The organism is Microbacterium sp. AB (genome assembly GCF_032878875.1).
Taxonomy (GTDB): Bacteria; Actinomycetota; Actinomycetes; order Actinomycetales; family Microbacteriaceae; genus Microbacterium; species Microbacterium betulae.
Window position 1 is genome coordinate 1,827,505 of the sequence record NZ_CP118157.1, and the last position, 26,712, is coordinate 1,854,216.

26 protein-coding genes, 1 tRNA gene, 1 other RNA gene and 5 pseudogenes are annotated in these 26,712 nt (G+C 70.0%); 15 read left to right on the forward strand and 18 right to left on the reverse strand.

Annotation, left to right across the window (positions count from 1 at the left end; all coding sequences use genetic code 11):
• Window positions 1-18 precede the first annotated feature (18 nt).
• Window positions 19-1,227 carry a PucR family transcriptional regulator gene (locus N8K70_RS08605; protein ID WP_317137940.1) on the reverse strand — a complete coding sequence of 403 codons (1,209 nt, stop codon included), beginning with the start codon at window positions 1,225-1,227 and terminating at the stop codon, window positions 19-21.
• A 91-nt stretch (window positions 1,228-1,318) separates the two neighbouring features.
• A complete protein-coding gene (gene aceE, locus N8K70_RS08610; protein WP_317137941.1) occupies window positions 1,319-4,045 on the reverse strand; it encodes a pyruvate dehydrogenase (acetyl-transferring), homodimeric type in 2,727 nt (908 codons plus the stop codon).
• A gap of 200 nt (window positions 4,046-4,245) precedes the next feature.
• Between aceE and N8K70_RS08615 the strand changes: the two genes are divergently transcribed.
• From N8K70_RS08615 to rnpB, 5 genes are all read left to right on the forward strand, one after another.
• The gene (locus tag N8K70_RS08615) at window positions 4,246-5,046 is read left to right on the forward strand and encodes an MOSC domain-containing protein (protein WP_317137942.1); all 801 of its coding nucleotides are present in this window, start codon (window positions 4,246-4,248) and stop codon (window positions 5,044-5,046) included.
• A 31-nt stretch (window positions 5,047-5,077) separates the two neighbouring features.
• Window positions 5,078-5,150, forward strand: a tRNA-Val gene (locus tag N8K70_RS08620).
• 1 nt (window position 5,151) lies between these two features.
• A complete protein-coding gene (locus N8K70_RS08625) occupies window positions 5,152-5,886 on the forward strand; it encodes a zinc ribbon domain-containing protein (RefSeq protein ID WP_317137943.1) in 735 nt (244 codons plus the stop codon).
• Window positions 5,887-5,919: 33 nt separating this feature from the next.
• Window positions 5,920-7,644, forward strand: a complete 1,725-nt coding sequence (locus N8K70_RS08630; RefSeq protein ID WP_317137944.1) for a bifunctional 3'-5' exonuclease/DNA polymerase — start codon at window positions 5,920-5,922, stop codon at window positions 7,642-7,644.
• 27 nt (window positions 7,645-7,671) lie between these two features.
• An RNA gene (rnpB, locus tag N8K70_RS08635) (RNase P RNA component class A) lies at window positions 7,672-8,057 on the forward strand.
• A 115-nt stretch (window positions 8,058-8,172) separates the two neighbouring features.
• Here the strand turns inward: rnpB and N8K70_RS08640 are convergent.
• The 3 genes and pseudogenes from N8K70_RS08640 to N8K70_RS08650 form a co-directional block, all read right to left on the reverse strand.
• Window positions 8,173-8,586: pseudogene (locus N8K70_RS08640) on the reverse strand (transposase); the annotation flags it as partial.
• Between the two features lie 273 nt (window positions 8,587-8,859).
• Window positions 8,860-9,192, reverse strand: a complete 333-nt coding sequence (locus N8K70_RS08645) for a hypothetical protein (protein ID WP_317137945.1) — start codon at window positions 9,190-9,192, stop codon at window positions 8,860-8,862.
• 486 nt (window positions 9,193-9,678) lie between these two features.
• On the reverse strand, window positions 9,679-9,891 hold the full coding sequence (locus tag N8K70_RS08650) for a DUF2283 domain-containing protein (protein ID WP_317137946.1): 213 nt from the start codon (window positions 9,889-9,891) through the stop codon (window positions 9,679-9,681).
• A 235-nt stretch (window positions 9,892-10,126) separates the two neighbouring features.
• Between N8K70_RS08650 and N8K70_RS17170 the strand changes: the two are divergent.
• Window positions 10,127-10,337 (forward strand): annotated as a pseudogene (locus tag N8K70_RS17170) (transposase); the annotation flags it as partial.
• Window positions 10,338-10,370: 33 nt separating this feature from the next.
• Window positions 10,371-10,682, forward strand: a pseudogene (locus tag N8K70_RS17175) (transposase); the annotation flags it as partial.
• Window positions 10,683-10,935: 253 nt separating this feature from the next.
• Here N8K70_RS17175 and ppgK read toward each other — a convergent pair.
• The 5 genes from ppgK to N8K70_RS08680 form a co-directional block, all read right to left on the reverse strand.
• Complete coding sequence (gene ppgK / locus N8K70_RS08660) at window positions 10,936-11,691, reverse strand: polyphosphate--glucose phosphotransferase (protein ID WP_317137947.1); 756 nt, start codon at window positions 11,689-11,691, stop codon at window positions 10,936-10,938.
• Between the two features lie 84 nt (window positions 11,692-11,775).
• Window positions 11,776-12,156: an RNA polymerase-binding protein RbpA gene (locus N8K70_RS08665; RefSeq protein WP_317137948.1), complete on the reverse strand. Its 381-nt coding sequence runs from the start codon at window positions 12,154-12,156 to the stop codon at window positions 11,776-11,778.
• A 94-nt stretch (window positions 12,157-12,250) separates the two neighbouring features.
• On the reverse strand, window positions 12,251-13,018 hold the full coding sequence (locus N8K70_RS08670) for a glycerophosphodiester phosphodiesterase family protein (RefSeq protein WP_317137949.1): 768 nt from the start codon (window positions 13,016-13,018) through the stop codon (window positions 12,251-12,253).
• Window positions 13,015-13,947, reverse strand: coding sequence for an SPFH domain-containing protein (locus N8K70_RS08675; protein WP_317137950.1), 933 nt, complete (start codon window positions 13,945-13,947; stop codon window positions 13,015-13,017). The genes N8K70_RS08670 and N8K70_RS08675 overlap by 4 nt, the downstream gene beginning before the upstream one ends.
• A 1-nt stretch (window position 13,948) precedes the next feature.
• Entirely contained in the window at window positions 13,949-14,410 is a 462-nt protein-coding gene (locus tag N8K70_RS08680) for an NfeD family protein (protein WP_317137951.1), read from the reverse strand.
• A gap of 145 nt (window positions 14,411-14,555) precedes the next feature.
• Here N8K70_RS08680 and N8K70_RS08685 point away from each other — a divergent pair, with 145 nt between their 5' ends.
• Window positions 14,556-15,323: an SDR family oxidoreductase gene (locus tag N8K70_RS08685; RefSeq protein ID WP_317137952.1), complete on the forward strand. Its 768-nt coding sequence runs from the start codon at window positions 14,556-14,558 to the stop codon at window positions 15,321-15,323.
• Window positions 15,324-15,359: 36 nt separating this feature from the next.
• On the opposite strand, the gene N8K70_RS08690 is transcribed toward N8K70_RS08685, so the two are convergent.
• Window positions 15,360-16,280 carry an AEC family transporter gene (locus N8K70_RS08690; protein WP_317137953.1) on the reverse strand — a complete coding sequence of 307 codons (921 nt, stop codon included), beginning with the start codon at window positions 16,278-16,280 and terminating at the stop codon, window positions 15,360-15,362.
• Between the two features lie 85 nt (window positions 16,281-16,365).
• On the opposite strand from N8K70_RS08690, the gene N8K70_RS08695 reads away from it, so the two are divergent.
• The 3 genes from N8K70_RS08695 to N8K70_RS08705 are packed head-to-tail and all read left to right on the forward strand — an operon-like array spanning window position 16,366 to window position 17,973.
• Complete coding sequence (locus tag N8K70_RS08695; RefSeq protein ID WP_317137954.1) at window positions 16,366-16,896, forward strand: GNAT family N-acetyltransferase; 531 nt, start codon at window positions 16,366-16,368, stop codon at window positions 16,894-16,896.
• A complete protein-coding gene (locus N8K70_RS08700) occupies window positions 16,893-17,471 on the forward strand; it encodes an LOG family protein (protein ID WP_317137955.1) in 579 nt (192 codons plus the stop codon). The genes N8K70_RS08695 and N8K70_RS08700 overlap by 4 nt, the downstream gene beginning before the upstream one ends.
• Before the next feature lie 46 nt (window positions 17,472-17,517).
• Entirely contained in the window at window positions 17,518-17,973 is a 456-nt protein-coding gene (locus N8K70_RS08705; protein WP_317137956.1) for a Cpe/LpqF family protein, read from the forward strand.
• A gap of 144 nt (window positions 17,974-18,117) precedes the next feature.
• On the opposite strand, the pseudogene N8K70_RS08710 reads toward N8K70_RS08705, so the two are convergent.
• From N8K70_RS08710 to N8K70_RS08720, 3 genes and pseudogenes are all read right to left on the reverse strand, one after another.
• Window positions 18,118-19,195 (reverse strand): annotated as a pseudogene (locus N8K70_RS08710) (phospholipase D-like domain-containing protein).
• 213 nt (window positions 19,196-19,408) lie between these two features.
• Window positions 19,409-20,128 carry a transglycosylase family protein gene (locus N8K70_RS08715; RefSeq protein ID WP_317137957.1) on the reverse strand — a complete coding sequence of 240 codons (720 nt, stop codon included), beginning with the start codon at window positions 20,126-20,128 and terminating at the stop codon, window positions 19,409-19,411.
• A 334-nt stretch (window positions 20,129-20,462) separates the two neighbouring features.
• Window positions 20,463-21,728, reverse strand: a complete 1,266-nt coding sequence (locus N8K70_RS08720; protein ID WP_317137958.1) for an amidohydrolase — start codon at window positions 21,726-21,728, stop codon at window positions 20,463-20,465.
• 133 nt (window positions 21,729-21,861) lie between these two features.
• On the opposite strand from N8K70_RS08720, the gene N8K70_RS08725 reads away from it, so the two are divergent.
• Entirely contained in the window at window positions 21,862-22,605 is a 744-nt protein-coding gene (locus tag N8K70_RS08725) for a M50 family metallopeptidase (protein WP_317137959.1), read from the forward strand.
• A 37-nt stretch (window positions 22,606-22,642) separates the two neighbouring features.
• Here the strand turns inward: N8K70_RS08725 and N8K70_RS08730 are convergent, their stop codons facing one another.
• Window positions 22,643-23,053, reverse strand: a complete 411-nt coding sequence (locus N8K70_RS08730; protein WP_317137960.1) for a GNAT family N-acetyltransferase — start codon at window positions 23,051-23,053, stop codon at window positions 22,643-22,645.
• A gap of 220 nt (window positions 23,054-23,273) precedes the next feature.
• Window positions 23,274-23,747 carry a GNAT family N-acetyltransferase gene (locus N8K70_RS08735; protein WP_317137961.1) on the reverse strand — a complete coding sequence of 158 codons (474 nt, stop codon included), beginning with the start codon at window positions 23,745-23,747 and terminating at the stop codon, window positions 23,274-23,276.
• Between the two features lie 80 nt (window positions 23,748-23,827).
• On the opposite strand from N8K70_RS08735, the gene N8K70_RS08740 reads away from it, so the two are divergent.
• From N8K70_RS08740 to N8K70_RS08750, 3 genes and pseudogenes are all read left to right on the forward strand, one after another.
• Window positions 23,828-24,325, forward strand: coding sequence for a GNAT family N-acetyltransferase (locus N8K70_RS08740; RefSeq protein ID WP_317137962.1), 498 nt, complete (start codon window positions 23,828-23,830; stop codon window positions 24,323-24,325).
• A gap of 55 nt (window positions 24,326-24,380) precedes the next feature.
• Window positions 24,381-24,851 carry a GNAT family N-acetyltransferase gene (locus N8K70_RS08745; RefSeq protein ID WP_317137963.1) on the forward strand — a complete coding sequence of 157 codons (471 nt, stop codon included), beginning with the start codon at window positions 24,381-24,383 and terminating at the stop codon, window positions 24,849-24,851.
• Window positions 24,848-25,066: pseudogene (locus N8K70_RS08750) on the forward strand (ASCH domain-containing protein); the annotation flags it as partial. The gene N8K70_RS08745 and the pseudogene N8K70_RS08750, both read left to right, overlap by 4 nt.
• A 56-nt stretch (window positions 25,067-25,122) precedes the next feature.
• Here N8K70_RS08750 and N8K70_RS08755 read toward each other — a convergent pair.
• Window positions 25,123-25,656: a GNAT family N-acetyltransferase gene (locus N8K70_RS08755; protein WP_317137964.1), complete on the reverse strand. Its 534-nt coding sequence runs from the start codon at window positions 25,654-25,656 to the stop codon at window positions 25,123-25,125.
• A 141-nt stretch (window positions 25,657-25,797) separates the two neighbouring features.
• Window positions 25,798-26,691, reverse strand: coding sequence for a hypothetical protein (locus tag N8K70_RS08760; RefSeq protein ID WP_317137965.1), 894 nt, complete (start codon window positions 26,689-26,691; stop codon window positions 25,798-25,800).
• Window positions 26,692-26,712: the final 21 nt, after the last annotated feature.

Sequence of the window (26,712 nt, forward strand, 5' to 3'; positions counted from 1 at the left end):
GGACAGGGGATCGGTGGATCACCGTCGTGCGTCTCTCGGACGGCGGACGGGCCGGCGGACGGCGTCCTTCGGTCCGATCGACCCGAGGATGAGCGCGGTCTGCAGGATGAGCGCCTCGCGCGGCCCCGTCGCGTCCCATCCGATGACGTCGCTGACGCGCTTGAGGCGGTAGCGCACGGTGTTGGGGTGCACGAACAGCTCTCGCGCCGTCGCCTCGAGCGACCGGCCGTTGTCGAGGTAGCTCCACAGCGTCGTCACGAGATCGGTGGAGTGCGCCTCGAGCGGCCGGAAGATGCGCTCGATGAGCGTCTGCTTCGCCAGGGGGTCGCCGGCGAGGGCGCGCTCGGGCAGCAGGTCGTCGGCTTCGACGGGCCGTGGGGCATGGCGCCATGCGCGGGCGACGGCGAAGCCGGCCAGCGCCGCGCGCGCGCTGCGGCCCGCGTCCACGAGGGCGGGCACCGTGGGTCCTAGCACGAGATGGCCGGTGCCGAAGCAGGGCTCGAGCTGATCGGCGATCTCGACGAACGCGAGCTGCGTCGTCCCTTCCGCCGAAGCGTCCGTTCCCGGCGGCTGGGCGCGTCCGATCACGAGCACGAGCCGGGAGCCCTGGACGCCGATCAGGACGTCCACTCCCAGCTTGCGGGCGGTTCTGCGGACCTGGTCCACATCGAAGACCGGGGGAGTGGTGCCGACGAGCACGCACACCTCGCCGTGGCCGTGCCAGCCGAGCGCGGCGATCCGGCTCGGCAGCTCCTCGTCCGTCTCGCCCGTGAGGATCGAGTCGACGACGAGGGCCTCGAGGCGCGCGTCCCAGAGCCCGCGCGACTCGGCCGCGCGCGCGTAGACGTCCGCGGCCGTGAAGGCGACTTCGCGCGAATACAGGAGCATGGCCTCCCGCACGTGGTCGCCGCGGTCGACGATCCGCTCCTCCATGATGTCCACCGTCACGCGCACGAGCTGCAGCGTCTGCTGCAGGCTCACGCTGCGGAGCAGCTCGCGGGGGGCGACGTCGAAGATGTCTGCGGCGATCGAGGGCGTGCCCGACGGATCCTCGTACCACTCGATGAACGAGGCGATGCCGGCCTGCGCGACGAGGCCGACGGCCGAACGGCGCGCCGGCGGCATCTCGGTGTACCAGGGCAGGGTCTCCTCGAGCCGCCGCAGCGTCGCCGTGGCGAGGTCGCCCGACAGGCGTCGGAGCCATGCCAGCGTCGCGGCCTTGTCCATCGTCGCCCTCTCCCTTCCGGTCCGCTCGGAGGGCGCAGGAGCGGGGTCCCCGGCTTCGGGGACCCCGCCGTCCGCCTGTCCCGTCACGGCGTCAGGCGTCTCCGCCTGCGTTGCCGGACGTGCCCGCCTTGACGTCGTGGAGGCGGTACTTCTCGATCGCCTCCCCGATGACGCTCCGGTCGAGCGTCCCCCGGTCGGCGAGCGACTGGAGCGCCCGCACGGTCATCGAGGGACCGTCGATCTTGAAGAAGCGACGCGCCGCCGCGCGCGTGTCGGCGAAGCCGAACCCGTCCGCGCCGAGCGTGTAGTAGTCGCCGGGGATCCACTGACGGATCTGGTCCTGCACCGCGTGCATGAAGTCGCTCGTCGCGATGAACGGCCCCTCGGCTCCCCGCAGCTTCTCCGTCAGGTAGGCCACGTGCGGCTCCTCCTCCGGGTGGAGGAAGTTGTGCTCGTCGGCTGCGAGCCCGTCACGACGGAGCTCCGTCCACGAGGTGACCGACCAGACGTCGGCGGCGACGCCCCAGTCGCTCGCGAGGAGCTGCTGCGCCTCGAGCGCCCACGGCACGCCGACGCCGGATGCGAGGAGCTGCACCCGCGGCCCGTCGCCGGTCCCCGTCGAGATGCGGTGGATGCCCCTGACGATGCCGTCGACGTCCACGTCCTCCGGCTCCGCCGGCTGGCGGAGAGGCTCGTTGTAGACGGTGAGGTAGTACATCACGTCGGGGTCGGGATGCGTCCCGCCGTACATCCGCTCGATGCCCGACTGCACGATGTGGGACACCTCATAGCCGAACGCCGGATCGTAGGTCAGCGTCGCCGGGTTCGTCGAGGCGAGCAGCGGCGACTGGCCGTCGGCGTGCTGCGTGCCCTCGCCCGTCAGCGTCGTGCGACCCGCCGTGGCGCCGATGACGAAGCCGCGCGCCATCTGGTCTCCCGCGGCCCAGAACGCGTCGCCCGTGCGCTGGTAGCCGAACATCGAGTAGAAGATGTAGACGGGGATGAGCGGCTCGCCGTGCGTCGCATAGGAGGTGCCCGTCGCCGTGAACGCGGCCGCGGCGCCGGCCTCGTTGATGCCGACGTGCATGATCTGCCCCTGCGGGCTCTCCTTGTAGGCCAGGAGCAGCTCGCGGTCGACCGAGGTGTAGTTCTGGCCGTTGGGGTTGTAGATCTTCGCCGACGGGAAGTACGAGTCCATGCCGAAGGTGCGCGCCTCGTCGGGGATGATCGGCACGATCCGGTTGCCGAAGCCCTTCACGCGCAGCAGGTCCTTGAGCAGGCGGACGAACGCCATCGTCGTGGCGACCTCCTGGTTGCCCGACCCGCGCTTGGGGAAGCTGTAGTCCTTGTCCTCCGGGAGGGCCAGGTCCACGTGGGCGCTGCGGCGCTCCGGCAGGAAGCCGCCGAGGTCGCGACGACGCTCGAGCATGTACTGGATCGTCTCGTCCTGCGCACCCGGGTGGTAGTACGGGGGCTGGTACGGGTCGGCCTCGAGCTGCGCGTCCGTGAGGGGGATCTGCATCGTGTCGCGGAACAGCTTGAGGTCGTCGAGCGTCATCTTCTTCATCTGGTGGGTCGCGTTGCGGCCCTCGAAGTGCGGGCCGAGTCCGTAGCCCTTGACGGTCTTCGCGAGGATGACGGTGGGCTGGCCCTTGTGCTCCATGGCCGCCTTGTACGCCGCGTAGACCTTGCGGTAGTCGTGTCCGCCGCGACGGAGCTTCCAGATCTGGTCGTCCGAGTAGTCCGTCACGAGCTCGAGCGCGCGCGGGTCACGGCCGAAGAAGTTCTCGCGGACGTAGGCGCCCGACTCGGCCTTGTACGTCTGGAAGTCGCCGTCCGGGGTCACGTTCATGAGGTTCAGCAGCGCGCCGGACTCGTCGCGGGCGAGCAGGTCGTCCCACTCGCGGCCCCACACGACCTTGATGACGTTCCAGCCGGCGCCGCGGAAGAAGCTCTCGAGCTCCTGCACGATCTTGCCGTTGCCGCGGACGGGTCCGTCGAGGCGCTGGAGGTTGCAGTTGATCACGAACGTGAGGTTGTCGAGACCCTCGTTGGCCGCGACCTGCAGCTGCCCGCGCGACTCCACCTCGTCCATCTCGCCGTCGCCCAGGAAGGCCCAGACGTGCGAGTCGGCGACGTCCTTGATGCCGCGGTTGGCGAGGTACTTGTTCGTCATCGCCTGGTAGACGGCGTTGATCGGGCCCAGCCCCATCGACACGGTCGGGAACTGCCAGAAGTCCGGCATCATGCGCGGGTGCGGGTACGAGGGGATGCCGTGCGGGGCTCCCGACTTCTCCTGCCGGAACGCGTCCAGCTGCGCCTCGGTGAGGCGTCCCTCGAGGAAGCCGCGGGCGTAGGCGCCGGGGGAGGCGTGCCCCTGGTAGAAGATCTGGTCGCCGCCGGAGGGGTGGTCCTGGCCGCGGAAGAAGTGGTTGAAGCCGACCTCGTACAGCGAGGCGGCGGAGGCGTAGCTCGAGATGTGCCCGCCGACGCCGATGCCGGGACGCTGCGCGCGGTGGACGGTGATGGCCGCGTTCCAGCGGATCCAGTGACGGTACCGGCGCTCGAGGTCCTCGTCGCCCGGGAAGTCGGGCTCGTCCTCGGGGGCGATGGTGTTGACGTAGTCCGTCGTCGGGACCATCGGGACGCCGAGGTGCAGCTCCTTCGAGCGCTTCAGCAGGCTCAGCACGACCTCGCGACCGCGCTGGTGACCCTTCGCGTCGACCAGCTCGTCGAGGGACTGCTGCCACTCGCTGGTCTCCTCCGGGTCGCTGTCATGCGCCCCCTGCGAGTACGGATCCTGGTCGTGAACAGCCACAGGTGACCTTTCGTCTGGCGGGCAGATCGTGCCGCGGAAACGGATCGAGGCATGGATGTGCCCGGTCGGCCCACCGCACGCGTATCGGAGACAGCCTAGTCCTTTCCCAGCCCGGGTAGGCACGGGACGACGTGTCGGCCGCGCCATCAGGAAAGCGCTATCCGTCCGATGAGGCGCGGGAAGGGGGCAGGATGGGATCCATGCCACGCGTCTCAGCGCTGTACCGGCACCCGGTCAAGGGGTTCACCCCGGAGGAGACGCGCGAGCTCACGGTGCAGGCGGACGGCCGCGTCGCCGGCGACCGCGTGCTCGCGTTCCGCTTCTCGGACGCCGCCGTCCCCGAGGACAGGGACGGCCTCGATCACTGGCCGAAGTCGAAGGGCCTGTCGCTCATGGACTTCCCCTCGCTGGCCCGGCTGAAGCTGGACTACGACCACGACGCACGCCGGCTCCGCCTCTCGCTCGACGGCGCCGTCGTCATCGAGGCGGGGCTGGATGCGGCGGGACGGGACGAGCTCGTCGCGCACGTGACCGAGTTCCTCCGCGGCACGACGGACGGCCGGCGGCTGGAGCGGGCGGGGCGCCTGCCCCTCGCGCTCGTGGGGGACGGCGAGCGGTCGCGGTTCCAGGATCGTGCGCGCGGCTTCGTGTCGCTCCACGCCTCGGCATCCGTCGCCGCCGTCGACGACGCCGTGCCGGACGGGCGGATCGACGACAGGCGCTTCCGATCCAACGTCGTCGTCGACGGCGTCGCCGCATGGGCGGAGCTCGGGTGGCGGGGACGCGTGCGGGTCGGCGACGTCGTGTTCCTGGTGCGGGGCCCGATCGGCCGCTGCCTCGCCGTCCAGGCGAACCCGGACTCGGGACAGCGGGACGCGCCGGTGCTCAAGACGCTGACCCGCGTCTTCGCTCAGGACGAGCCCACCCTGGGCATCCTGCTGCTGCCGTCGGGCGGAGGAGGGCGCATCCGGGTGGGGGACGAGGTCGAGATCGTCGGATGAGGCACCGACGACCCGTCTAGAGTGGGAGGGCGGGCCTTTAGCTCAGCTGGTAGAGCGCCACGTTTACACCGTGGATGTCGTCGGTTCGACCCCGGCAGGGCCCACGTGAAAGCCAGTCTCGCAGACCAGCGTCTGCTGCTCGATCTCGCCGACCTCGACCGACGACTGCGTCAGGCGGAGGCGGCGCGCAGGAACCCGCCGCAGGCCGCACGGGTGCAGGAGCTCGTGGCGCAGCGCAACGCGCAGAGTCACGAGCTCGCCGTCCGGGTGAGCGCGCGCGATGCGCTGAAGGCCGACCTCGCACGCATCGAGTCGGATGTCGCGCTCGCCGAGCAGCGTCGCACGCGCGATCGAGACCGCCTCGGCGGTTCCGCGAGCGCGAAGGACGCGCAGGCGCTGGAGCGCGAGATCGAGGCGCTCACGAAACGGCTGAGCAGCCTCGAGGACGGGCAGCTGGAGATCATGGAGCGTCTGGAGGCCGCCGAGGGCGCGGTCGTCGAGCAGGAGGCGCTGCTCGCCGCGACGACGGCGGACGGACAGCGCGTGAGCGCGGAGGGCCGCGCGCAGGCCGAGACGGCCGTGCGCGAGATCGACGCGCTCACGCGCGACCGCACATCGATCGCCGGTCGTCTGCCCGCCGCTCTGACGACGGCGTACGACCGCCTGGCGGAGCGGGGCGTGATCGCGGCGGCGCTGTTCGCGCGCGGAGCGTGCGGCGGCTGCCACGTGATGCTCGCGCCGAGCGATCTGCAGGCGCTCCGCGCCGTGCCTGCCGACGAGATCGCGAACTGCCCCGAGTGCGGCTGCATCCTCGTGCGCACGGAGGAGTCGGGACTGTGACCGGCGGCGGCTCGGACACGGCGCACGCCGACGGTGGCGCCGCCGGCTGAGACCCGCGCCCGCGCCGTCGCGCTCGGACGCGCGGGCGACGAGATCGTGGCCGTCCGGCTCGACGACGATCCCGAGCGCATCGCGGTCTGCCGCGCGGAGGATCGCGCCGGGCTCGCGGCCTGGGTCGCGAGGGCGGAGGCCGAGGAGCGCCCGCGCTGGGTCTGGGCGGACACCGCGGCCTGGTACGCGCCGTTGCTCGCGGCGGGCGTGCGCGTCGAGCGCTGCCACGACCTGCGCCTGGGCCGCCGTATCCTGCGCACTGCCCTGCCCGACGCCGTGCCGTGGCACGAGGCGCCCGGGTGGGACGCCGCGTTCGAGGAGCCGCCGACGGCCGCCGCCGCGCTGTTCGAGCTGGACGACCGCGTCGACGCCGACGACACGGTGGACGCGATCGACGCCGTCGTCACCGAACATGCGCGACAGCGACGCGCCGTCGTCACGGCCTCGAACGCCGGCCGTCTGCGCCTGCTGCTCGCCGCAGAGTCCGCAGGCGCGCTCGTCGCCGCGGAGCTGCGCGAAGCCGGGCTTCCCTGGGATGCCGACCGTCACGATGCGATCCTCGCGGCGACGCTCGGGCCGCGCCGCGCGAACGGGCTGCCCGAGCGCATGGAGCAGGCCGCGGCGGCCGTTCGCGAAGCGCTCGGGGATCCGACCCTCGGTCTCGACTCGCCGCCGCGCGTGCTCCGTGCGCTGCGGGCCGCGGGGGTCCACGTCGACTCCACGAGCAAGTGGGAGCTCGCCCCGCACGACCATCCGGCCATCCCGCCGCTGCTCGACTACAAGCGCCTCTCGCGTCTGCTCGCCGCCAACGGATGGGCCTGGCTGGCGGAGTGGGTGCACGACGGGCGCTTCCGCCCCGTCTACGTCCCCGGCGGCGTGGTGACCGGCCGGTGGGCGTCGTCGGGCGGCGGGGCTCTGCAGATCCCACGCGCGCTGCGTGCCGCGGTCCGGGCCGATCCGGGATGGCGGATCGTCTCTGCGGACGTCGCGCAGCTCGAGCCGCGCGTGCTCGCCGCGATGGCCCGCGACGAGGGGATGGCCGCCGCCGCGGCCGGTTCCGACCTGTACGCGGGGATCGTGGCCAGCGGCGCGGTCGCGACGAGGTCCGAGGCGAAGATCGCTGTGCTCGGCGCGATGTACGGCGCGACCACGGGAGACGCCGGACGTCTCGTGCCGCGTCTGCGAAGGGTGTTCCCGGCCGCCATGGCGCTCGTCGACGCGGCGGCGCGCACCGGGGAGGACGGCGGGATCGTCCGTACGTGGCTGGGGCGCACGTCGCCGTCTCCCGACGACGCCTGGTACGAGGAGCAGTCGAGGGCGAGCGGCGGGGACGCGTCCGCCGTCGACGAGAGGCGGGCGAGGCGATCCGCACGCGACAGGGGACGCTTCACGCGCAACTTCGTCGTACAGGGCACCGCCGCGGAGTGGTCGCTCGCGTGGCTCGCCGATCTGCGGCTGCGTCTCGCGTCGCTGGGGTCCGCGGCGGACGGACCTGGCGCGCCCGCGTCCGGAGCGGTGTTCTCGGATCGGCCGCACCTCGCCTTCTTCCTCCACGACGAGGTCCTCGTCCACGCCCCGGCCTCGGTGGCGGAGGAGGCCGCGCAGGCCGTGCGCGACGCGGCGACGGCCGCTGGCCGGCTGCTGTTCGGGGCGTTCCCGATCGACTTCCCTCTCGACGTGCGCATCGACGACGACGCGGCGAAGTGACGGGGCCGCGTAGACTCGACGTGCGAATGGGTCGGCCGGACGGCCGCGTCGCGGGCGGTTCTCCGCTCGTGCCGAGGAACGTCCGGGCTCCGCAGGGCAGGGCGGTGGGTAACACCCACCCGGAGCGATCCGCGAGACAGTGCCACAGAGAACAGACCGCCGGCGTCCCTTCTGCGTGTCAGAAGGGTCACGGTAAGGGTGAAACGGCGGTGTAAGAGACCACCAGGGGCCGCGGTGACGCGGCCTGCTCGGCAAACCTCGCCCGGAGCAAGACCAGACAGAGGATGTTGACGCGGCCCGCCGAGTCCTCGGGTAGGTCGCTGGAGCGGCACGGCAACGTGTCGCCGAGAGAGATGGCCGTCGATGGGGCGAGAGCCCCGGAACAGAACCCGGCGTACAGGCCGGCCCATTCGCCTAATACCGCTTGATCAGGCTTTTCCTTGAGCCCGACGCGGTCTCAGTCCGCGCAGGGCCGCGTCCCGTTGTGTGGTGGAGTTTCTCGACACGGGCGAGGTCAGCTGTTTCTGATTATGCCGCGGTGAGTTCGGGGATGCTGCCCTCCTCGTCTGTCGTGTTCGGCAGCGCCATGGATGCGTCGCTGAAGTAGCAGCGGTCGGCGCTGTCCCATTCGTCGTGCTGCTCGATGAGGACGTGTCCGGCCAGGCGCAGCAGCGCGGCGGGGTTGGGGAAGGCGCCGACGACGTCGGTGCGGCGCTTGATCTCCTTGTTCAGCCGTTCCAGCGGGTTCGTCGACCAGATCTGCTGCCAATGGGCAGCGGGGAACGCGGTGAACGCCAACAGTTCGTCGCGGGCGTCCTCGAGCATCTCGGCCACGGGCGGGTGTGAGCGCTCGAGCATGCGGACGACCTCCCCGAACTGGGCGGTGACGAGGCTGGCCTTTCCGCGCGGAACGAACACGGTGCGGATGATGGAGGCGACCATTGGGCCGGCGACCATTGTCGTATCAAGCGGTACTTCTACGAGTTGGAGATCGTCGCTCAGCCAGAGCGCATCTACAAGCGAGGCGCGGCGATGGCTGTTCCCGACGACCTGACCGTCCAGGTCAAGGCCTGGCACAACCTCCGATCCGGCCGGCAACCGGACGAGCTTCCAAACGCGCTACGCACGGAGATCCTGTCCCCTGACACGACGTAACCGCCCCTCCCTGCCGAAGCAGGAAGGGGCGGTGCCGTGCCGTGGGAGGAGCGAGCCTGATCAGGCCGGCAAGACGGTAGGCGTCACTACTTCGGCGCGCCATTCACCTTCCGCGCGCGTAGCCGTGACCGGGAGCCCGGTGATTCCGAGTTCGACAAACGACGCATCAGGTACGAACCGAGCGAAGTAGTCTCCCGCTGCTGTGAGACAGAACAGCAACGCCTGGACATCGTCTTCGCCGTAGGCGGTGAAGGATTCATCGACGCGGCCATCGGTGTTCTGGATCGTGTACGCGAAGGCGGGGACCTCATCGTCCTCGCGAGTGATCCGCAGTTCGATCGTCCCGAAGTCGGACGACTCGAGCGACCTGGACAGGTAGGGCGTGTTCGACATGTGCTCAGCTTGCCGTAGCGAGGCATCCGGCGTAGGTCACGGCGGCAGCTGCCCAGCAGACTGCACGGGCCTGCGGCAACGGGATACGGCGGCAGTTCGCTGAGAGGAGCTTGTACTCGTTGTCGCACGTCTTCTTGGTGTGCGCCGGAACGATGCGCCCCGCCTTCGCCTCCGACGCTCCGACGACCGAGACGTTGGACACGCTCGGGACGGCCGGTATGGCGCCCAGCTGAGCGCCTCCAGAGGCCAAAACATAGAACCCCCGTCTCGTCATGTGCGTGTGGCCCGATCGCGAGTGTTGGTACCCACGTGGAAGAGCTGGACCTCGCTCACTCTCGCATGGAGGAGAGACGCAGCGCTGTCGGCATTTCGGGGGACAAAGCCAGTCCAAGGCGAGCGGCGTTGAATCGACGTCAAGCGCGACCTCGGCCTCTGCACAACGAAACCGCCCCTCCCTGCCGAAGCAATGAAGGGGCGGTCTCCCGGTCACCCGGTGAGATCTTCTGCCCGCAACAGTCGCGAGGCCTCAAGAATCTCTACTCCGATGAGGTGGCCGTCTCGGTCGAAGTCGAGGATGATTTCTCCCGTCCCGCTAGGGTTCCGGATCTCGGCGATCTGTTGCTCGGCTTCGCCGGTTCGTGGCTCTCGGCCGATGGGGATGTAGGCCGCATCCGCTTCGGGATCATATCGGACGCTCACAGGGGTGCCGGTGTAGCCAGTCCGAGCGCAAGCGCACCCACCGCGATCGCGCCTATGAACGCATGTTTCTTCAACTTCAACCCCCCCGATTGTTGTGGATTCGGCTGGGGAGCCCCATCAGCCGCCAGCATTCAAGCAAGATGCGCCCGTACCTTCAACCTCTATGACACGGCGCGTCGCGCGCCTTGGAACACCGGCACACGCGACCAACCTGAACCGACGAATCCGCCCCTCCCTGCCGCAACAGGAAGCGACCGCGTTCATCGGCGCGGCCCCATATGAGCGCGCCGAGGACCGTGTCGCGGTCCGCAACGGGTCGCGTCCGCGGACGCTGACCACCACGGGCGGAGATCTGGATCTGCGGATCCCGAAGCTGCGACAATGGTCGTTCTTCCCTTCGCTGCTGGAACGACGCCGCAGGGGATCAGGCGTTGTTCGCGGTCGTCGGGGAGGTCGTCCGCATGCTCGAGCGCTCACACCCGCCCGTGGCCGAGATGCTCGAGGACGCCCGCGACGAACTGTTGGCGTTCACCGCGTTCCCCGCTGCCCATTGGCAGCAGATCTGGTCGACGAACCCGCTGGAACGGCTGAACAAGGAGATCAAGCGCCGCACCGACGTCGTCGGCGCCTTCCCCAACCCCGCCGCGCTGCTGCGCCTGGCCGGACACGTCCTCATCGAGCAGCACGACGAATGGGACAGCGCCGACCGCTGCTACTTCAGCGACGCATCCATGGCGCTGCCGAACACGACAGACGAGGAGGGCAGCATCCCCGAACTCACCGCGGCATAATCAGAAACAGCTGACCTCGCCCGTGTCGAGAAACTCCACCACACAACGGGACGCGGCCTTCCTGCCCATCGACGACCATCAGGCGTCAGTATACAAAATCCTGGTCAGACCGAACTTACAACACCATCCGTTATCAGCCCCTAACTCCCATTTTCAGAGGGCACAGAACCCGGCGTACAGGCCGGCCCATTCGCCTCGGACGGCGAAAGCCCCGGCTCTCGGGAGCCGGGGCTTTCGCGATGTCTCGAGGGTGTCAGGCGAGCGCGAGGGATGCCGCGCCGATGATGCCGGCGTTGTTGCGGTGCACCGCGGTGACCATCTTGGCGCGCGTCGTGACGTAGGGCAGGAACTTCTCGGGGTTCTTCGAGACCCCGCCGCCGACGACGAGGAGGTCGGGGGAGAAGAGGAACTCCACGTGGGCGTAGAACTTCTGAAGGCGATGCCCCCACTTCTCCCAGCTGAGCCCCTCGCGCTCACGGGCGGTCGCGGCGGCGTAGCGCTCGATCGACTCGCCCTTCCAGATGAGGTGGCCGAGCTCGGTGTTCGGGATGAGCACGCCGTCGTAGATGAACGCCGAGCCGATGCCCGTGCCGAGCGTGGTGAGGATCGTGAGGCCCTTCTGCCCCTTCGCGGCGCCGAAGCGCGCCTCGGACAGGCCCGCCGCGTCGGCGTCGTTGACGAAGTGGATGTCGCGGCCGAGGCCGTCCTCGAAGAACCTCTCCGCCTCGAAGTCGATCCACTCGTGCGAGATGTTCGCCGCGGAGAGGGTCTTGCCGTCCTTCACGATCGCGGGGAAGCACACGCCCAGCGGGAGGCCTGCTGCGTCGGCCCCGAGCAGCTCAATCAGACGATGCGCCGTCTTCAGCACGTCCTTCGGATGGGCTCCCTGGGGAGTGTCGATCCGCACCCGGTCACTCAGCAGGGTGCCCTCGGACAGGTCGACGATTCCGGCCTTCATACCGGTTCCGCCGATGTCGATCCCGACGGCACGATCCACAGTCTTCGCCATCCTCTCAGCCTACTGGCCGCAAAAGAGGGACTCGAACACGACAAGACGCCGGCCTCGACGAGACCGGCGTCCGCTGACGTGCGCTCAGGCGCTCTTGACCCGGGTCGGGTCCTGGCCCTCTCCGCGCCGCTCGCGGATGAAGGCGAGCCGCTCGGCGAGGAGCTCTTCGAGCTCTTCGATCGAACGGCGCTCCAGCAGCATGTCCCAGTGGGTGCGGGCGGCCTTGTCGCCCGAGTGGTCGACCTCGACGGTGCCCTTGTCGAGCTTGAGCAGGGCCTCGCCGCCGCACGTGCGGCACTCCCACGTCTCGGGAGCCTCGGCGTCGGCAGCGAACATCAAAGTCGTCTCACGGCCGCAGGACGAGCAGGCGTACGTCTGCTCCTTGCGCTCCATGAAGACGACGCCTTCTTCGCTCTGGAGACTCTGTGCTCCGAGTCGGATACCGCGAAGGCTGCGATCTGCCATGGTGAAGTCCTCTCGTCGGTCATTATTTGTAACGTGCCCGGCTGTGCGGATCATCCGAACGGTCGCGGGGAGAGGCTGTTTTCCCAGGCTATCTTCAGGCCGGTGTCTCCACCAGGGCCGCGTCGGCGCGATTGGTCACGATGCCGTCCACACCGCGCGCGAGAAGGCGGCGCATGCGCGGCACGTCGTCGACGGTCCAGACGTGGATCTCCACACCGTGCTCGTGCGCCCAGCGGAGCAGCCGCGGGGTGAGGACGCGCACGCCGTTCTGCCGCTCGGGGATCTGCAGCGCGTCGATGCCATCGAGGAGCCGCCCCGCCCGGCGCCGCGCGCCCACCGCCGTCGAGAGCACCAGTCGTCTGATGATCGACGATCCCGCGCTCGTCGCGGGACGCGCGGGGGCCGCGGACTGGAGCGCGATGCGCCGGCGCTCGTCGGAGAAGCTCGTGAGGAGCACGCGTTCGGCGTGCTCCGAGACGATCCTGCCGGCCGGCGCCGCCGCGTCGTCGGTCTTCACGTCGATGTTGAAGCGCGTGTCGGGGAAGTCGCGGAGGACGTCTTCGAGCAGCGCGAGCCCGCCGCGGGGCGCCATGAGCTCCGCGAGCTCGTGCAGCGTCACCTCCGACACCCGTCGGGGGTCGCCCGTCACGCGCTCGAGCGTGTCATCGTGGAACAGCACGACGGCCCCGTCCGAAGTCAGACGGCAGTCCGACTCGACGTACTCCGCGCCGACGGCGTGAGCGGCCGCGATCGCCGCGACGGAGTTCTCCACGAGGCCGTCGGCCGCCATCTGCCCGGTGACGAGACCTCGGTGGGCGAGCACGCGCGGACGGCGGGCCCCGGTCAGATAGGCGTGCGTCACGCCTGCGGGGGAGGGGTCGGACCCCCGAGGCCGGGGATCCGTCCGGCGAACCCGTTCGTGATCCCCTTGAGCGCCTCGGTCAGCTCGCTCGGGATGATCCACAGCTTGCTCGCCTCGCCCTCGGCGATCTTGGGAAGCGTCTGCAGGTACTGATACGCGAGGAGCTTCTCGTCCGGGTCGCCCGCATGGATGGCCCCGAAGACGGTCGTGATGGCCTGCGACTCGCCCTCGGCGCGCAGCACCTGCGCCTCCCGCTCGCCCTCGGCCTGGAGGATCGCCGCCTGGCGCGAGCCCTCGGCGACCAGGATCTGCGACTGCTTCTGGCCTTCCGCCGTGAGGATCGCGGCACGGCGGTCGCGCTCGGCGCGCATCTGCTTCTCCATCGCGTCCTGCAGCGTCGCGGGCGGATCGATCGCCTTGAGCTCGACGCGGCCGACCTTGATGCCCCACTGGCCCGTCGCCTCGTCGAGCACGGCGCTGAGCTTGCCGTTGATGACGTCTCGGCTGACGAGCGCCTCCTCGAGGTTCAGGCTGCCGACGACGTTCCGCAACGTCGTGATCGTGAGCTGCTCGACCGCGCCGAGGTAGTTCGCGATCTCGTAGACCGCCGCGCGGGGGTCGGTCACGCGGAAGTAGACGACGGTGTCCACGGCGACCGAGAGGTTGTCCTCCGTGATCACCTGCTGGGGCGGGAACGACACGACCTGCTCGCGCAGGTCGACGTTCGTCCGGGCACGGTCGACGAACGGGACGATCAGATGCGGTCCGCCGAAGAGGGTGCGGTGGTACTTGCCCAGGCGCTCGACGATGACCGAGTCGCTCTGGGGCACGATGCGGATCGCCCGGATCAGGATCGTGACGACGAGGATGACGACGGCGGCCACGAGGATCCACGTGAGCACCGTGCCGGTGATGTTGCTGTCGTCCATGTCAGTTCTCCTCGGACGTGCGGGGCGCGACGACGGCGGTCGCGCCCTCGATGGATTCGACGGTGACCGGCGTCTGCGGGGCGAGCGACCGGTCCTCCCGGATGCGTGCCGACCAGGAGTCTCCGTTGACGAGCTTGACGCGCCCTGCCAGGGGCGTGACCGTCTCGGTGACGACGCCCGCCAGGCCGATGAGCGCGTCGACGTTGAACGCCTTCGGATCGGCGCTGCGGCGCAGGCGCCGCAGGAGCGGCGGCCGCACGAACAGCAGGAGCAGGGCGGCGGCCGCGGCCGCGACGATGACCTGAAGCCACAGGGGTGCGCCGACCGCCCCGGACGCGAGACCGAAGACGCCGCCGAACCCGAGCATGAGGAACGTCAGCTCGCCCGAGACCAGTTCCACGACGAGGAAGATCGCGATGACGGCCAGCCATCCGATCCACGCGAACTGATCGATCGTCTCCACGAGGCCTCCTCGGCGCGGTTCCTGCTCGGAACCTATCACGTGCCTATGACGCCATCACGGCGATCTCCGCGAGGACCGGATTCCTCCCGGCCCACGGCCGCTTGGTAGGGTCGGACCGTCCCGTCCCCACGCTTTCGGAGTCCTCGTGTCGCAGCCTCTCGCCCCTGAATCCCTCTCCGGCAAGACCGTGCTCGTGACGGGGTCCTCCCGCGGGATCGGCGCGGACACCGTCCGCTACGCCGCCGCCGCGGGCGCGAACGTCGTGATCAACTTCCGCAACAAGGCGCCCCGTGCCGAGAAGCTCGCGGCCGAGGTGCGCGGGCTCGGCGTCGAGGCGCTCGTCGTGGGAGCCGACCTCACGGATCCCGGAGCGGTCGCCGGCATGGTGGAGGCCGTCAAGGAGGAGCTCGGCTCGCTCGACGTCCTCGTCCTCAACGCGTCCGGCGGCATGGAGGCCGACCTCGGCGAGGACTACGCCCTCCGCCTCAACCGAGACGCCCAGGTCAGCGTGCTCGAGACGGCGCTCGCGATCATGCCCGCCGGTTCGCGGGTGGTGTTCGTGACCAGTCACCAGGCGCACTTCATCCGGACGACTCCGACGATGGCGGCGTACGAGCCCGTCGCCCTCTCCAAGCGCGCTGGCGAGGACGCCCTGCGCGAGCGCCTCCCGGCGCTCACCGCGAAGGGCGTCGAGTTCGTCGTGGTCTCGGGCGACATGATCGAGGGCACGATCACCGCGACGCTGCTCGAGCGCGTGAACCCGGGAGCCATCGCGGCGCGACGGGAGGAGGCGGGACGCCTGTACAACGTGTCGGAGTTCGCCGCGGAGATCGCCCGCGCCATCGTCGACCCGATCCCCGATGGCAACGAGCGCATCGTGGGCGACACGAGCGGCTTCAACGGCACCGCATAGACGGCCGCGAGAGGCGCCCGGGCGGCGTTCCCCGGATCAGGCGAGCAGAAGAGCCGACGCGAACAGGATCGGCGGACATCCCAGCGTCGTGAGGAACACGATGTCGCGCGCGACGACCTCTCCGGTCTCGTAGCGCTGCGCGTAGTTGAAGACGTTCTGGGCGCTCGGCAGCGCCGCGAGGACGACGACTGCGAGCAGCGCGTGATCGTCGAGCTGGAAGACGAATCTCCCGAGCACCCACGCGACGACCGGCATGAGGAGGAGCTTCATCGACGTCGCGAGCAGGACGTCGCGGCGCGTGCCGGGTTTCGTGAGGACGCGCTGGCCGTTCAGCGACATGCCGAAGCTGATGAGCAGCACCGGCACGGCTGCGCCGGCGAGGAGCTTCAACGGGTCCATGGCGATGGGCGGCAGGTCGATGTCGAGCAACGCGACGAGCACTCCCAGAGCAGCGCCGATGATCATCGGATTGCGGAGCGTGCGGCGCATGATCTTGCCGAACGAGGCGTCGGTCGCCGACGAGGCGTCGAGGAGCGCGAGCACGACGGGTGTGAACACGAGGAGCTGGACGAGGATGACCGGCGCCGAATAGGAACCATCGCCGAGAACATATGTCGCTATCGGAATACCGATGTTGTTGCCGTTCACATAGCCGGCGCCCAGGGCTCCGATCACGGTCACACCCAGCTCACGGCGCCACAGGAGCCGCGCGAGGACGCCGTAGCAGAGGAAGATCACAACCGCCGCGATCGCGGACACCGGCAGGAGGGCCGAGAAGAGCGTCGTGAGGTCGGCGTCGGCGAGCACGGTGAAGAGCAGGAACGGATTGAGGACGAAGAAGGAGAGGCGGGAGAGCACGTAGCGTCCCTGGGACCCCAGAAGGCCGATGCGACCGACGATGTAGCCCGTGAGGATCGCGACGGAGATGACGGCGAATCCGGTGAGGATCCCGATCATCGGATCGCGGTGTCGTCTCGGCTCACACGTCCAACATACGCCCGAGCGGCAGAGGACGAGGAAGCGCGCTCGTTAGGCTGAGGACATGTCGTCATCCCGGCGGCCGCTGCCGCGGCCGACATCGCGCGTGCGCTTCCGTGAACTCGTCGAAGAGGACATCGAGGAGATGGCCGCGATGCTGGGCGACCCGGAGGTGATGGCGTTCTATCCCGCGCCGAAGACACACGAGGAGACGGCGGGCTGGATCGCGCGGGCGCGCGCGTCGTACGAGGAGCATGGCCATGGCATGTGGGCCATCGAGACGCCCGACGGCCGCTTCCTCGGCGACTGCGGCATCACGTGGCAGTCCGTCAACGGACGCGCGGTCCGCGAGGTCGGATATCACGTCGTGCGCGCAGAGCAGGGGAGAGGGCTCGCGACCGAGGCGGCGAGAGCGTGCGTGGAGCTCGTCCGGGAGCGTTTCGCGCCGACGCTGCTCACCGCGATCATCCATCCGGAGAACACCGCCTCGAGACGTGTCGCCGAGAAGCTCGGCATGGCGCACATCGACGACGACCATGCGCACCCCTGGATCGTCCGGACGGTCATGGGCATGGACGTGGAGAGGCGCGCATGAGGGTCACGGTCTTCCTCGGGTCGGCGCACGGGACCGGCCCGGGCTACACCGCCGCGACGATCGCCTTCGGGGAGGCGCTCGCGCGACGAGGCTTCGGCCTCGTCTACGGCGGCGGCAGGGTGGGACTCATGGGGACGCTGGCCGACGCCGCGTCCGCCGCCGGGGGAGAGGTGACCGGAGTCATCCCGCAAGGGCTCGTCGACGCCGAGATCTCGCACGACGGTCTCACGACGCTCGAGGTGGTCCCCGACATGCACGCCCGCAAGCTGCGGATGGCCGAACTGGGAGACGCGTTCGTCGCGCTTCCGGGCGGTGCGGGCACCCTCGAGGAGCTGTTCGAGGCGTGGACGTGGTTGCAGCTGGGCATCCACGGCAAGCCCGTCGCGCTGCTCGACGTCGACGGGTTCTGGCAGCCGCTCGTCCGCGCGCTCGATCACATGACGGCAGAGGGATTCGTCCGCGAGCGGTTCCGGACGACGCTCATCGTCGAGGAGGACGTCGAGGACCTGCTCGACGTCCTCCTCGCGTGGCGCTCGCCCGCTCCGAAGTGGGGGAACACGACGCCGCGTCCGTGATCATCCGCTAGTCTCGCGTGACACCCCGCGAAGAGGAGGAGACGTCATGAGCCGTTCGAACGCGTCGCGGCGCAGGGCGTCGCTCGTTCTCGTCGGGGTGGCGGCGGCGCTGTCCCTGTCGGCGTGCGCATCGCCCGGCTCGTCCTCGCCCTCGGACACCGGCACAGCGTCTGTCGAGATCGACACCGCCACGCCGGCGGGCGAGAAGGCGCAGTGGATCGTCGACCTCCTCAATGCGGACGAGGACACGACCGTCGCGGAGTGGGAGCCCGAGCTGCACGAGAGCTTCGTCGCAGAGGTCTCGTCGGACGAGCTGGTCGATCTCCTCAACACGGACATCCGTCCCGCGGCGCCGTACACGGTGACCGGCTACGAGGACTCGGGGACGCAATCGGTCACGACGCTCGAGAGCGACGTCGTCGACCCGATGAACATGTCCGTCACCCTCGACGACGCCGGTCAGATCGTCGGCCTCTGGTTCGGCCCGACGTCCGCCGGCTGACGCGTCCGGCCGATCGCACAAAGCAGAGAACATCCGATAATGCACATTATGTCAGTTTAGAGAGGTGCGGTGTCGGCGTCCCGGAGCCGGACGACGGTCTGCGACACTCCCCCGAACGACGGGCGTCTCCTGCTGGCCGACGGCTCACTGCACCGCGGCCGTGAGCCGCGCCACGGTGTCGAGGACGTGCGCCGCCGCCGGACGGGCGACCCAGTCGTCGAGGGTCACCTCCCGCGACCTGGCCCGGTAGGCGTCCTCCACCTCGCGCAGCTCCTTCACGAACTCCGCTCCATGCACCATGAGCGACACCTCGAGGTTGAGCGTGAACGAGCGCATGTCCATGTTGCTCGAGCCGACGACGGCGACATCGTCGTCGACCGTGAAGTGCTTCGAGTGCAGGACCGTCGGCTCCTCGTAGAGGAAGATCCGAACACCCGCGCGCAGCAGCGTCTCGTAGTAGGGGCGCTGCGCGTGGAACACGAGGTATTGGTCGGCCACGGCACAGGCGAACAGCTGCACCTCGACACCCCGCTCGGCCGCCGTGGTGATCGCAATCGTCAGGGACGAAGTAGGGGCTGTCGATGACCAGCCGGCGCTGCGCGCCGTAGACCAGCGCGTTGAAGAGGCGGAGGTTGTTCTCGCCCTCGAAGCCGGGCCCGCTCGGCACGACCTGGCACGCGAAGCCGTCGGGACGGGACTCGAACTCGAGGGGCGCGACGTCGGCCGGGATGAGCATCTCGTCGGTCTCGCTGTACCAGTCGGTGATGAAGAGGGCGTCGAGCCCCAGCGCCGCGGGACCGTCGATGCGCATCATGAGATCCTTCCAGCGCAGGCCCCGGCGGAGGTTGCCCGGCTTGTTGTAGCTCGCATCGACCATGTTCTGCGAGCCGGTGAAGGCGACGATGCCGTCGATGACGATGATATTGCGATGGTTCCGCAGATCCGGTCGGCGCTTGAACGGGTCGAGAGCGGCACTCGCTCGGAGGATGAAGCCGTTGACCTTCCGCTGCTTGTCACGGCGGTCCTTGGGCAGCTTCGAGCTGCCGAGAAGCCCATAGAGCAAGCTGCCGGGGATGGGAGCGACGAAGATGGCGAGCAGCCAGGCCATCGCGGTCGTGGGGCGCAGGTTCCGCGGGACCGTGACGATCGCACCGATGCGGATGATCGTGTCCACGACGAGGACGACGGCCGGCACCGCCTTGAGGAGCGTGCGCAGATTCATGCACCGATCCTGCCCTATCGCGTCGCCGTGCGCAGGGGGCGCGGCGAACCCGATCCATGGTCTCCGGCATCGGCCGACGCCTCGGCGCGCGAGATCCGCCGTCTCGGCGGCCTCCGCGCCGGTGACGGGTCGCCGAACGAGACGAAGATGATCTGCGGACGGAAAAGCGGGCGGGGGCTCCGATGGAGCACCCGCCCGCCCTCGTCCGTACGGCTACTCCGCCGGCAGCACCAGGGCCTCCCCGACCTCGATGTAATCGGGGTCGGCGATCGTGTCCTGGTTCACGGCGTAGATGCCGAGCCATCCGCTGTCCACCCCGAGCTTCTCGGAGATCTCGAACAGCGTGTCCCCCGCCTCGACCGTGTAGGTCTCATCCGAGGCTTCCACGTCGGGAAGCGTGTAAGCCGGCGCGGCGGGCTCTGACGTCTCGGCCGGCGTCTCGCTCGTCGAAGGCGCGGCTTCCGCGGGCTGCGCGGTCGTGGTGTCGTCGGCACTCGGCTCGGTCGTCTCTACGGGCGCTGCGGACTGCTCGCTCGGCTCGGCCGAGCCCGTCGCGCCGATCTGAGCGGAGCATGTCGGCCACGCTCCCCAGCCCTGCGAGGCCAGCACGTTCTCCGCGACGCGGATCTGCTCCTCGCGCGATGCATCGGCCGGGTTTCCTGATCCGCCGTTGGCCTGCCAGGTGCCGAGCGAGAACTGCAGGCCGCCGTAGTAGCCGTTGCCGGTGTTGATCGACCAGTTGCCGCCGGACTCGCACTGCGCGAGGGCGTCCCAGGTCGCGCCGTCGGCCGCGTTGGCGGCTGTCGGCACGATTGCGGCGGCCGCGGCGGCCGCCAGGCCTGCGGCCACGAGGCCGCCACGGACGAGTCGGGTGGAACGGCGCGAACGGCTGTCGCGTCGGAGGTTCTGCTTCGGGTACACAGTGAACTCCATGGCCCCGTCTGGGCGCGCGGCGTCACCCGCACGTCCGACCGCCCGGCCGGAACATCTCGTTGATCTCAGGACACGAAGGACTCATGGGGCGGATTCGACGGCCGTCCTTCGCGGTTCAAGGTGCCCACCATACGCGTTGATCACGATGAAGTAACAATCGCTGCCAGGGTCTTGCCAGCGAGCTCTTATCGAACATCGGGCGCGCGCATAGCTCGCGCGGGCCTCGAGCCGCGAAGAGCAGGCCGAGCCTCGTCGGAGTCCTGATGACGCACGCGGGACACCGGTCGCTGTGCGCGCCACGGATCGAGGAGGATGTCCGGATGATCTCCGTGCGTCACGACCGCGCGAAGCGCTCACGGCGTTCGACGACGCGGCCCGTGCGGGCATCGGCGTCCCACGCGTAGACCTCCGCGCCCGTGATGAGGACGTGCTCGGCGCGCGCGTTGACGTCGAGCGGGTCGCCGGACCAGATCACGACGTCACCGTCGAGCCCGGGCGCGAGCGAGCCGATCCGCTCATCGAGGCCGAGGAACGCGGCGGGGTTGACGGTGAGGGCGCGCAGCGCGGTGTCGCGGTCGAGCCCCTCCTTCACCGCGAGGGATGCCTGGTGCACGAGATAGTTGATCGGCACGACGGGATGGTCGGTCGTGATCGCGACGCGCACACCCGCACGTGCCAGCACGCCGAGATTCGCGGTGTCGCGCCGGCGCAGCTCGACCTTGCTCCGTGACGTGAACACCGGTCCGTAGATCACGGGGATGTCGCGCTCGGCGAGCACGTCGGCGAGCTCCGCGCCTTCCGTCCCGTGGTTGACGACGAGACGATAGCCGAACTCGTCCGCGAGACGCAGCGCGGTGGCGATGTCGTCGGCCCTGTGCGTGTGCTGGTCCCAGAACAGTTCCCCGTCGAGCACCCGCGCGAGGGCCTCCTTGCCGAGATCGCGGTCGAACGGCTCCCCCGCCGCCTCCGCCGCGGCGCGCTTCGCGGCGTAGTTCTGCGCCTCGACGAACGCCGCGCGGATGACGCTCGCGACGCCGAGGCGGGTCGCGGGCGTCTTCTTCTGCTCGCCGTAGACGCGCTTCGGATTCTCCCCCAGCGCCGCCTTCACCGAAACGGACTCGCGGATCACCTGCTCGTCGACCGTGCGGCCGCCCCACGTCTTGATCGCGACCGTCACGCCGCCGATGGGGTTGCCCGACCCGGGTTTGACGACGGCGCTCGTCACACCGCCGACGAGGGCATCGCGGAAGCCTTCCTCCTCGATGTTGATGCCGTCGATCGCGCGCAGGGCCGAGCCGTTCGGATCCGTCAGCTCGTTCGTGTCCGCACCGGCCCATCCCTCCGCCTCCTCGCTCACGCCGAGGTGCGCGTGCGCCTCGACGAAGCCGGGCAGCACCCAGCGTCCACGCGCGTCGATGACCGGCACGCCGTCCGGCACGACGACATCCGCCCCGACCGCCGTGATCACGCCGTCCTCGACCAGCACCGTCCCGTTCTCGACGGGAGCCGACGACACCGGCACGACGTACCCGTTGGTGATGGCGACGCTGCCGCGACGCGTGCTGATGGGTGAGAACGGTGCGAGATTCGAGGTCGTCATGGCTCGAAGCCTATGCGTGCCGTCTGACGCGGGGCGACGACACGACGCGCGATGTCGTCACGTCCAGTAACGAAGCGACGACGCCGGAGAGGCGACACGAGGTCTCCCAGGCGGATGCGCTTTGCTCGACGCGATGGACTCCTTCGACAGCATCGCGTCCGCCGCGATGGGCGCCCTCGCGAAGATCTGGACGAGCGCGCTGACGCCGGCGCCCGCTCCCCCGCCCGCCATCGTGGTCGGCACGCTGGTCTTCGCGGTTCTCGTGGTCGTCGTCACGCCCGTCTGGCGCGTCGCGCGCCATCTGGTGACGATCGCGCACGAGGGGGCGCACGGCGTCGCCGCGCTGCTGTCGGGTCGGAGGCTCGCCGGTATCCGTCTCCACTCCGACACATCGGGGCTCACGCTCTCCCGAGGACGCCCGCGAGGCGCCGGGATGGTGCTGACGTCGTTCGCGGGATACGTCGGGCCCGGGCTCATCGGGCTCGGCGCGGCCTGGCTCCTGAGCCACGGCTACGCGATGGGTGTTCTCTGGTCGCTGACGGCGCTGCTCGCACTCCTGCTGCTGCAGATCCGCAACTGGTTCGGGCTGTGGTCGGTACTGGTCACGGGCACGATCCTCGTCGTCGTGTCGTGGTACGCACCGCCATCGGCGCAGACGACCGCGGCGTACGCCGTGACGTGGTTCCTCCTCCTCGGGTCGGTGAAGCCGGTGTTCGAGCTCCAGAGCCAGCGGCGGCGCGGTCGAGCGCGCGATTCCGACGCCGACCAGCTCGGCCGCATCACGCCGCTCCCCGCCCTCGTCTGGATCGGCGCGTTCGGCGTCGTCACGGTCGGTTGCGCGGTGTTCGGTGGATGGCTACTGCTCGGGGCGTCATAGCGGCGCGATGAGTGCGCAGGGCCGCCACGGCTCCCCGTCAGAACCGTCGTAGCCTCAGCAACGCTGCGGACGTCGATCGCATCCCGCATGCGTCCTCGTAGAAGCGCGCGAGCTGCGGCTCGTAGTCGACGTGCATCCACTCCGCTCCTTGGAGGGTCGCTTCGGCGACGGCCTCCGCGACGAGGCGTCGTCCCACGCCCCTCCCCTGGGCTGCGGGATGAACGCAGGTGTCCAGCAGGAACGCATGACGTCCACCGTCGCCGGCGACGTGGACGAAGCCGATGAGCTCGCCGTCGCGCCGCGCCGTCACCCACGTCAGGCTGCGCGCCAGGAGGCGTTCGTTCCATGGCGTGTCCTCGGGCACGTGCGCGAAGGCGACGGCGTGAAGAGCTTCGATCTCCTCGTCCGTCGCGGTGCCCCGCACGTCGTACGAGATCGGGATGGCCATGGGCCGATTATCCACGCCTGCCCGCGGCGGCGTCAGCCGCCAGGCGGTCGAGAGGGCAACCGTGCCGGCACGCCGCATCGACGACGGCGATCGCGGCACCGATGCCCGCCGGACGCCACTGGAGGCCGCACATCGGGTCGTATCGATGCCTTCATCGCAGCGTCCCCTCCCCCATTTCCGTTCTCGGCGATCGCGGCGGACGAGTCAGAGAGGCTTCCGCTCAGAGGGGCTTCCGCATGAAGACCTGCTCGATGCCGTCGCCCTCCTCGACACGCTGCGTCTCCTCGTAGCCGTGGCGCTCGTACAAGCGGATGTTCGCCACGCTCAGCGACCCCGTGAAGAGCTCCGCCTCGCGTGCGCCCGCCCCGCGCCCCCGCTCCTCGACGGCCTCCAGAAGCCTCGATCCGATGCCGTGCCCCTGCATGTCCGGCGCGATGGCGAGCCGGCCGACGAGCAGCAGCGTGCCGTCACGTCGCGCTCGGACGGCGCCGACCATCCGCGTTCCCGCCTGCGCGACGCATCCGAGGCTCTCCTGCAGCTCCCACTGCACCTCCTCCAGCGTCTGGGTGAGCGGCGGCATGTCGGCGCTGCCGTAGATCTGCGCCTCCGACACGAAGGCCGCTCGCTGGAGCGTGAGCAGTTCGCCGGCGTCGTCCTCGCGGACGTCGCGGATCAGGAGATCGAGATCGGTCATGCACGTCACGCTACCGGCCCAGTCGGACGCGCTGCGGACAGCGACGCGACACGCCTGCTTCCCGTCGCTACTCTCGGGCCATGAGCGATGGGTTCGAGGTCCGTCCGGCGCGGGCGGAGGATGCGCGGGCGATGGCGTGGGTGCACGTCCAAGGCTGGCGGGAGACGTACCGGGGTCTCCTGCCCGACGAGCTGCTCGACGACCCGGGCTTCCTCCCCCGACGAGAGCGGTTCTGGACGACGGCGCTCACCGGCGAACGGTGGACGACGCACCGGTTCGCCGTCGCGGAGAGCGGCGGCTCCGTCATCGGGATCGCCGGGTCGGCTCCCGCCGAGGAGGAGGAATGGGATGTGCACCTCAACATGCTCTATCTGCTGTCGGAGCACCACGGCGGCGGCGCAGGAACGGCTCTCCTGCAGGCGGTCGTCGAGCCCCACGAGTCCGCGGCCCTCTGGGTCGCGGATCCGAACCCTCGCGCTCAGGCGTTCTACCGCAAGCACGGATTCGTGCCGGACGGCGTCAGCAAGGTCGAGGACGGGGTGCGGGACCTGCGGATGGTCCGCGCAGCCGCTTCGTGACTCGCCGCGAACGGCGACCGCAGCGCGGCGCGGCGGAACGTATACGCTGACACGCATGTCTGTCGGAATTCGCTTCGTCGGCCCTGATGACGCTCTCGCCTGGGCGTCGCTTTATGCCGGATATCGCACCTTCTATCAGCTCCCGGACGACCCGGAGGTCGTGAAGCGGACGTGGGACTGGCTCCTGAACGGCGAGCACAGCCTGGTCGGCCTCGTCGCGACGAACCACGCCGACGTGCCCATCGGGCTCGCGAACCTCCGTTGGTTCGCCCGCCCCTCGACCGCAACGCGAGGCCTCTATGTCGACGACCTCTTCACGTCGCCGGAGGCACGACACCAGGGCGTCGCACAAGCGCTGTTGCACCGTGCCGCGGAGCTCGCAGGCGAGGGAGGCGCCAGCGTCGTCCGCTGGATCACGGCCGAGGGCAACGCCGACGCACGCCGTCTCTACGATCGCGTCGCCGTCGCGACCCCGTGGGTCACCTACGACCTCAAGCCCGCCCCGGCTGCCTCGACACCATCGTGACCGCGGCCGCGCATGATCCTCTTCCCGAGGTCGGAGGTCTGAGCATCGTCCTGGACGGCCGTGGCGCTCCGCGGGTCGTCGTCTCGACCACGGACGTCCGCATCGTGCCGTTCGACGAGGTCGACGCAGAGCATGCGTTCGCAGAGGGCGAGGGGGATCGATCGCTCCGCGCATGGCGCGAGACCCATGCGAGGTTCTGGCGGGAGTTCTCCGAGAACGACCGGGGCTTCGCACGCGACATGCCGGTCGTGTGCGAACGTTTCGAACTGGTCTACTCCCCGTCTCGACGGCGTCCTCGGCGCGGTGGCCGCGCCGATGCGTCGCCCAGGCTCTTCGCCATCACGATCTCTCGCGTGACGCCATCCGGGAGGAGGTCGCCCGTCCACCGCGATGCCGCGAATCCGAGACTCTCGTAGAGGCGGATGGCGCGCACGTTCGCGGGAGCGACGCTCAGGAGGAGCACGCCCGCCCGCTCCGCGGCCCACTGCTCGATCGCATCGATCAGGGCGGTCGCGACGCCGCGACCTCGGACGTCCGGCGCGACCCAGAGCGAGACGAGCTCGATCGCGTCGACGTGGTCCGCCCAGATCCCCCTCACCATCCCGCACGGCTCGCCGTGGACACGCGCGACGAGATGCACGCTCCCCGGGATCGCGAAGGTCGCCCGCCACCGGTCCTCCCGGTCGCCGTCGCCGGTCCAGCTCGCCAGCCGCGAGCCGAAGGCGTCGGGATCCTCCGTCAGCGCGCGCAGGCGCAACGCGCGCCAGACACGCCAGCCCGCCGCGTCCAGAGTCTGAAGCTCCATCGCGCCAGTATCCCCCGCCCCGACGGCCTCCCACTGCCCGACGTCCCACGGAGTGCCGCCATGAGCTCGTCCGCCGACGCGTCGCCTCATGCGCGGGCCGACGAGCTCACCGATCTCCGCGCCGCGCCGGACGGCATACGTCTACAGCGACGCGCCCGGCTCCGCGCGTCGCGCCTCGAGCCTCGTGTCGGCGAGCAGGGCGGAGACCGATGCCTCCGACCCTCCGACGAGCGTGTAGGCGAGGTCGACGTCGGTCGCCAGGAACCACGTGCGGTCCTCCGGCCAGAGAATGCTCGGCGACGGGGTCCACGTCGGGTCGCCCTGCGTCCACGGCACGCGCTCCGCCCACTCGACCTCCGCGAAGTCGTCCGTCGCGCCGCGGAACAGCACATGCAGACGTTCCGGGAGCTCCAGGCGCGGCGCCCGCGAGATCTCGTCCGACAGCGTCCCCCGCTGCCAGGTCGGCTTGTCCGAGCGCGGGTTGAAACGGTCGATCGCGCTCGCCGCGAGCATGTCGGCGTGGCGAGGATCGGCCCAGGACTGCGCAGCGGCGGACGGAGCGAAGCCGAGGTGGCCCAGCAGGCCGCCCCATCCGTCCCACACGCCGGCGTACAGCTGCGACGCCGTCGAGAACGGCGCGAGCGCCTGCGCCGTCGCCGTGAGCAGGTCGGCGGCGAGGCTTCCCGTGCGCGGCGCACTGTAGCGCCAGCCCGCGGCGTCTCTCGGCATGTCCTCGAACAGCGCCTCCCAGGCGTGGGGCGGAGGCAGCCGACGTCCGAGCGCAGCGGCCGCCTCGGCCCACGCCACCGGCTCGACCTCGACGCGATGCGGGTGTGCGAGGAAGGCCTCCCAGGCGTCGCGGTCGTCGTCGTCCGGCCACAACGCCCCCACGGGGCGGTCGCGCTCCCCCGGGTGGAGGATCCGCGCGTACGCCTCGAAACCGCCGGGCACGAGCCGGTGGATGGTCCGGACGTCGCCGACGCGCTCGCGCACCCAGTCGCCGACCGAGACGTCCGTCACGTGTTCCATGCCCATGCGCCCCAGGGTATCGGCGCC

What these genes read in the sequence shown, in the direction of transcription:
- N8K70_RS08705 (WP_317137956.1), top strand. Translation starts at nt 17,518, where the DNA reads ATGAGCCGTTCGAACGCGTCGCGGCGCAGGGCGTCGCTCGTTCTCGTC.
- N8K70_RS08615 (WP_317137942.1), top strand. Translation starts at nt 4,246, where the DNA reads ATGCCACGCGTCTCAGCGCTGTACCGGCACCCGGTCAAGGGGTTCACC.
- N8K70_RS08605 (WP_317137940.1), bottom strand. Translation starts at nt 1,227, where the DNA reads ATGGACAAGGCCGCGACGCTGGCATGGCTCCGACGCCTGTCGGGCGAC.
- N8K70_RS08715 (WP_317137957.1), bottom strand. Translation starts at nt 20,128, where the DNA reads ATGGAGTTCACTGTGTACCCGAAGCAGAACCTCCGACGCGACAGCCGT.
- N8K70_RS08675 (WP_317137950.1), bottom strand. Translation starts at nt 13,947, where the DNA reads ATGGACGACAGCAACATCACCGGCACGGTGCTCACGTGGATCCTCGTG.
- N8K70_RS08725 (WP_317137959.1), top strand. Translation starts at nt 21,862, where the DNA reads ATGGACTCCTTCGACAGCATCGCGTCCGCCGCGATGGGCGCCCTCGCG.
- N8K70_RS08755 (WP_317137964.1), bottom strand. Translation starts at nt 25,656, where the DNA reads ATGGAGCTTCAGACTCTGGACGCGGCGGGCTGGCGTGTCTGGCGCGCG.
- N8K70_RS08735 (WP_317137961.1), bottom strand. Translation starts at nt 23,747, where the DNA reads ATGACCGATCTCGATCTCCTGATCCGCGACGTCCGCGAGGACGACGCC.
- N8K70_RS08740 (WP_317137962.1), top strand. Translation starts at nt 23,828, where the DNA reads ATGAGCGATGGGTTCGAGGTCCGTCCGGCGCGGGCGGAGGATGCGCGG.
- N8K70_RS08760 (WP_317137965.1), bottom strand. Translation starts at nt 26,691, where the DNA reads ATGGGCATGGAACACGTGACGGACGTCTCGGTCGGCGACTGGGTGCGC.
- ppgK (WP_317137947.1), bottom strand. Translation starts at nt 11,691, where the DNA reads ATGGCGAAGACTGTGGATCGTGCCGTCGGGATCGACATCGGCGGAACC.
- N8K70_RS08665 (WP_317137948.1), bottom strand. Translation starts at nt 12,156, where the DNA reads ATGGCAGATCGCAGCCTTCGCGGTATCCGACTCGGAGCACAGAGTCTC.
- N8K70_RS08720 (WP_317137958.1), bottom strand. Translation starts at nt 21,728, where the DNA reads ATGACGACCTCGAATCTCGCACCGTTCTCACCCATCAGCACGCGTCGC.
- N8K70_RS08730 (WP_317137960.1), bottom strand. Translation starts at nt 23,053, where the DNA reads ATGGCCATCCCGATCTCGTACGACGTGCGGGGCACCGCGACGGACGAG.
- N8K70_RS08695 (WP_317137954.1), top strand. Translation starts at nt 16,366, where the DNA reads ATGTCGTCATCCCGGCGGCCGCTGCCGCGGCCGACATCGCGCGTGCGC.
- N8K70_RS08690 (WP_317137953.1), bottom strand. Translation starts at nt 16,280, where the DNA reads ATGATCGGGATCCTCACCGGATTCGCCGTCATCTCCGTCGCGATCCTC.
- N8K70_RS08645 (WP_317137945.1), bottom strand. Translation starts at nt 9,192, where the DNA reads ATGTCGAACACGCCCTACCTGTCCAGGTCGCTCGAGTCGTCCGACTTC.
- N8K70_RS08700 (WP_317137955.1), top strand. Translation starts at nt 16,893, where the DNA reads ATGAGGGTCACGGTCTTCCTCGGGTCGGCGCACGGGACCGGCCCGGGC.
- N8K70_RS08745 (WP_317137963.1), top strand. Translation starts at nt 24,381, where the DNA reads ATGTCTGTCGGAATTCGCTTCGTCGGCCCTGATGACGCTCTCGCCTGG.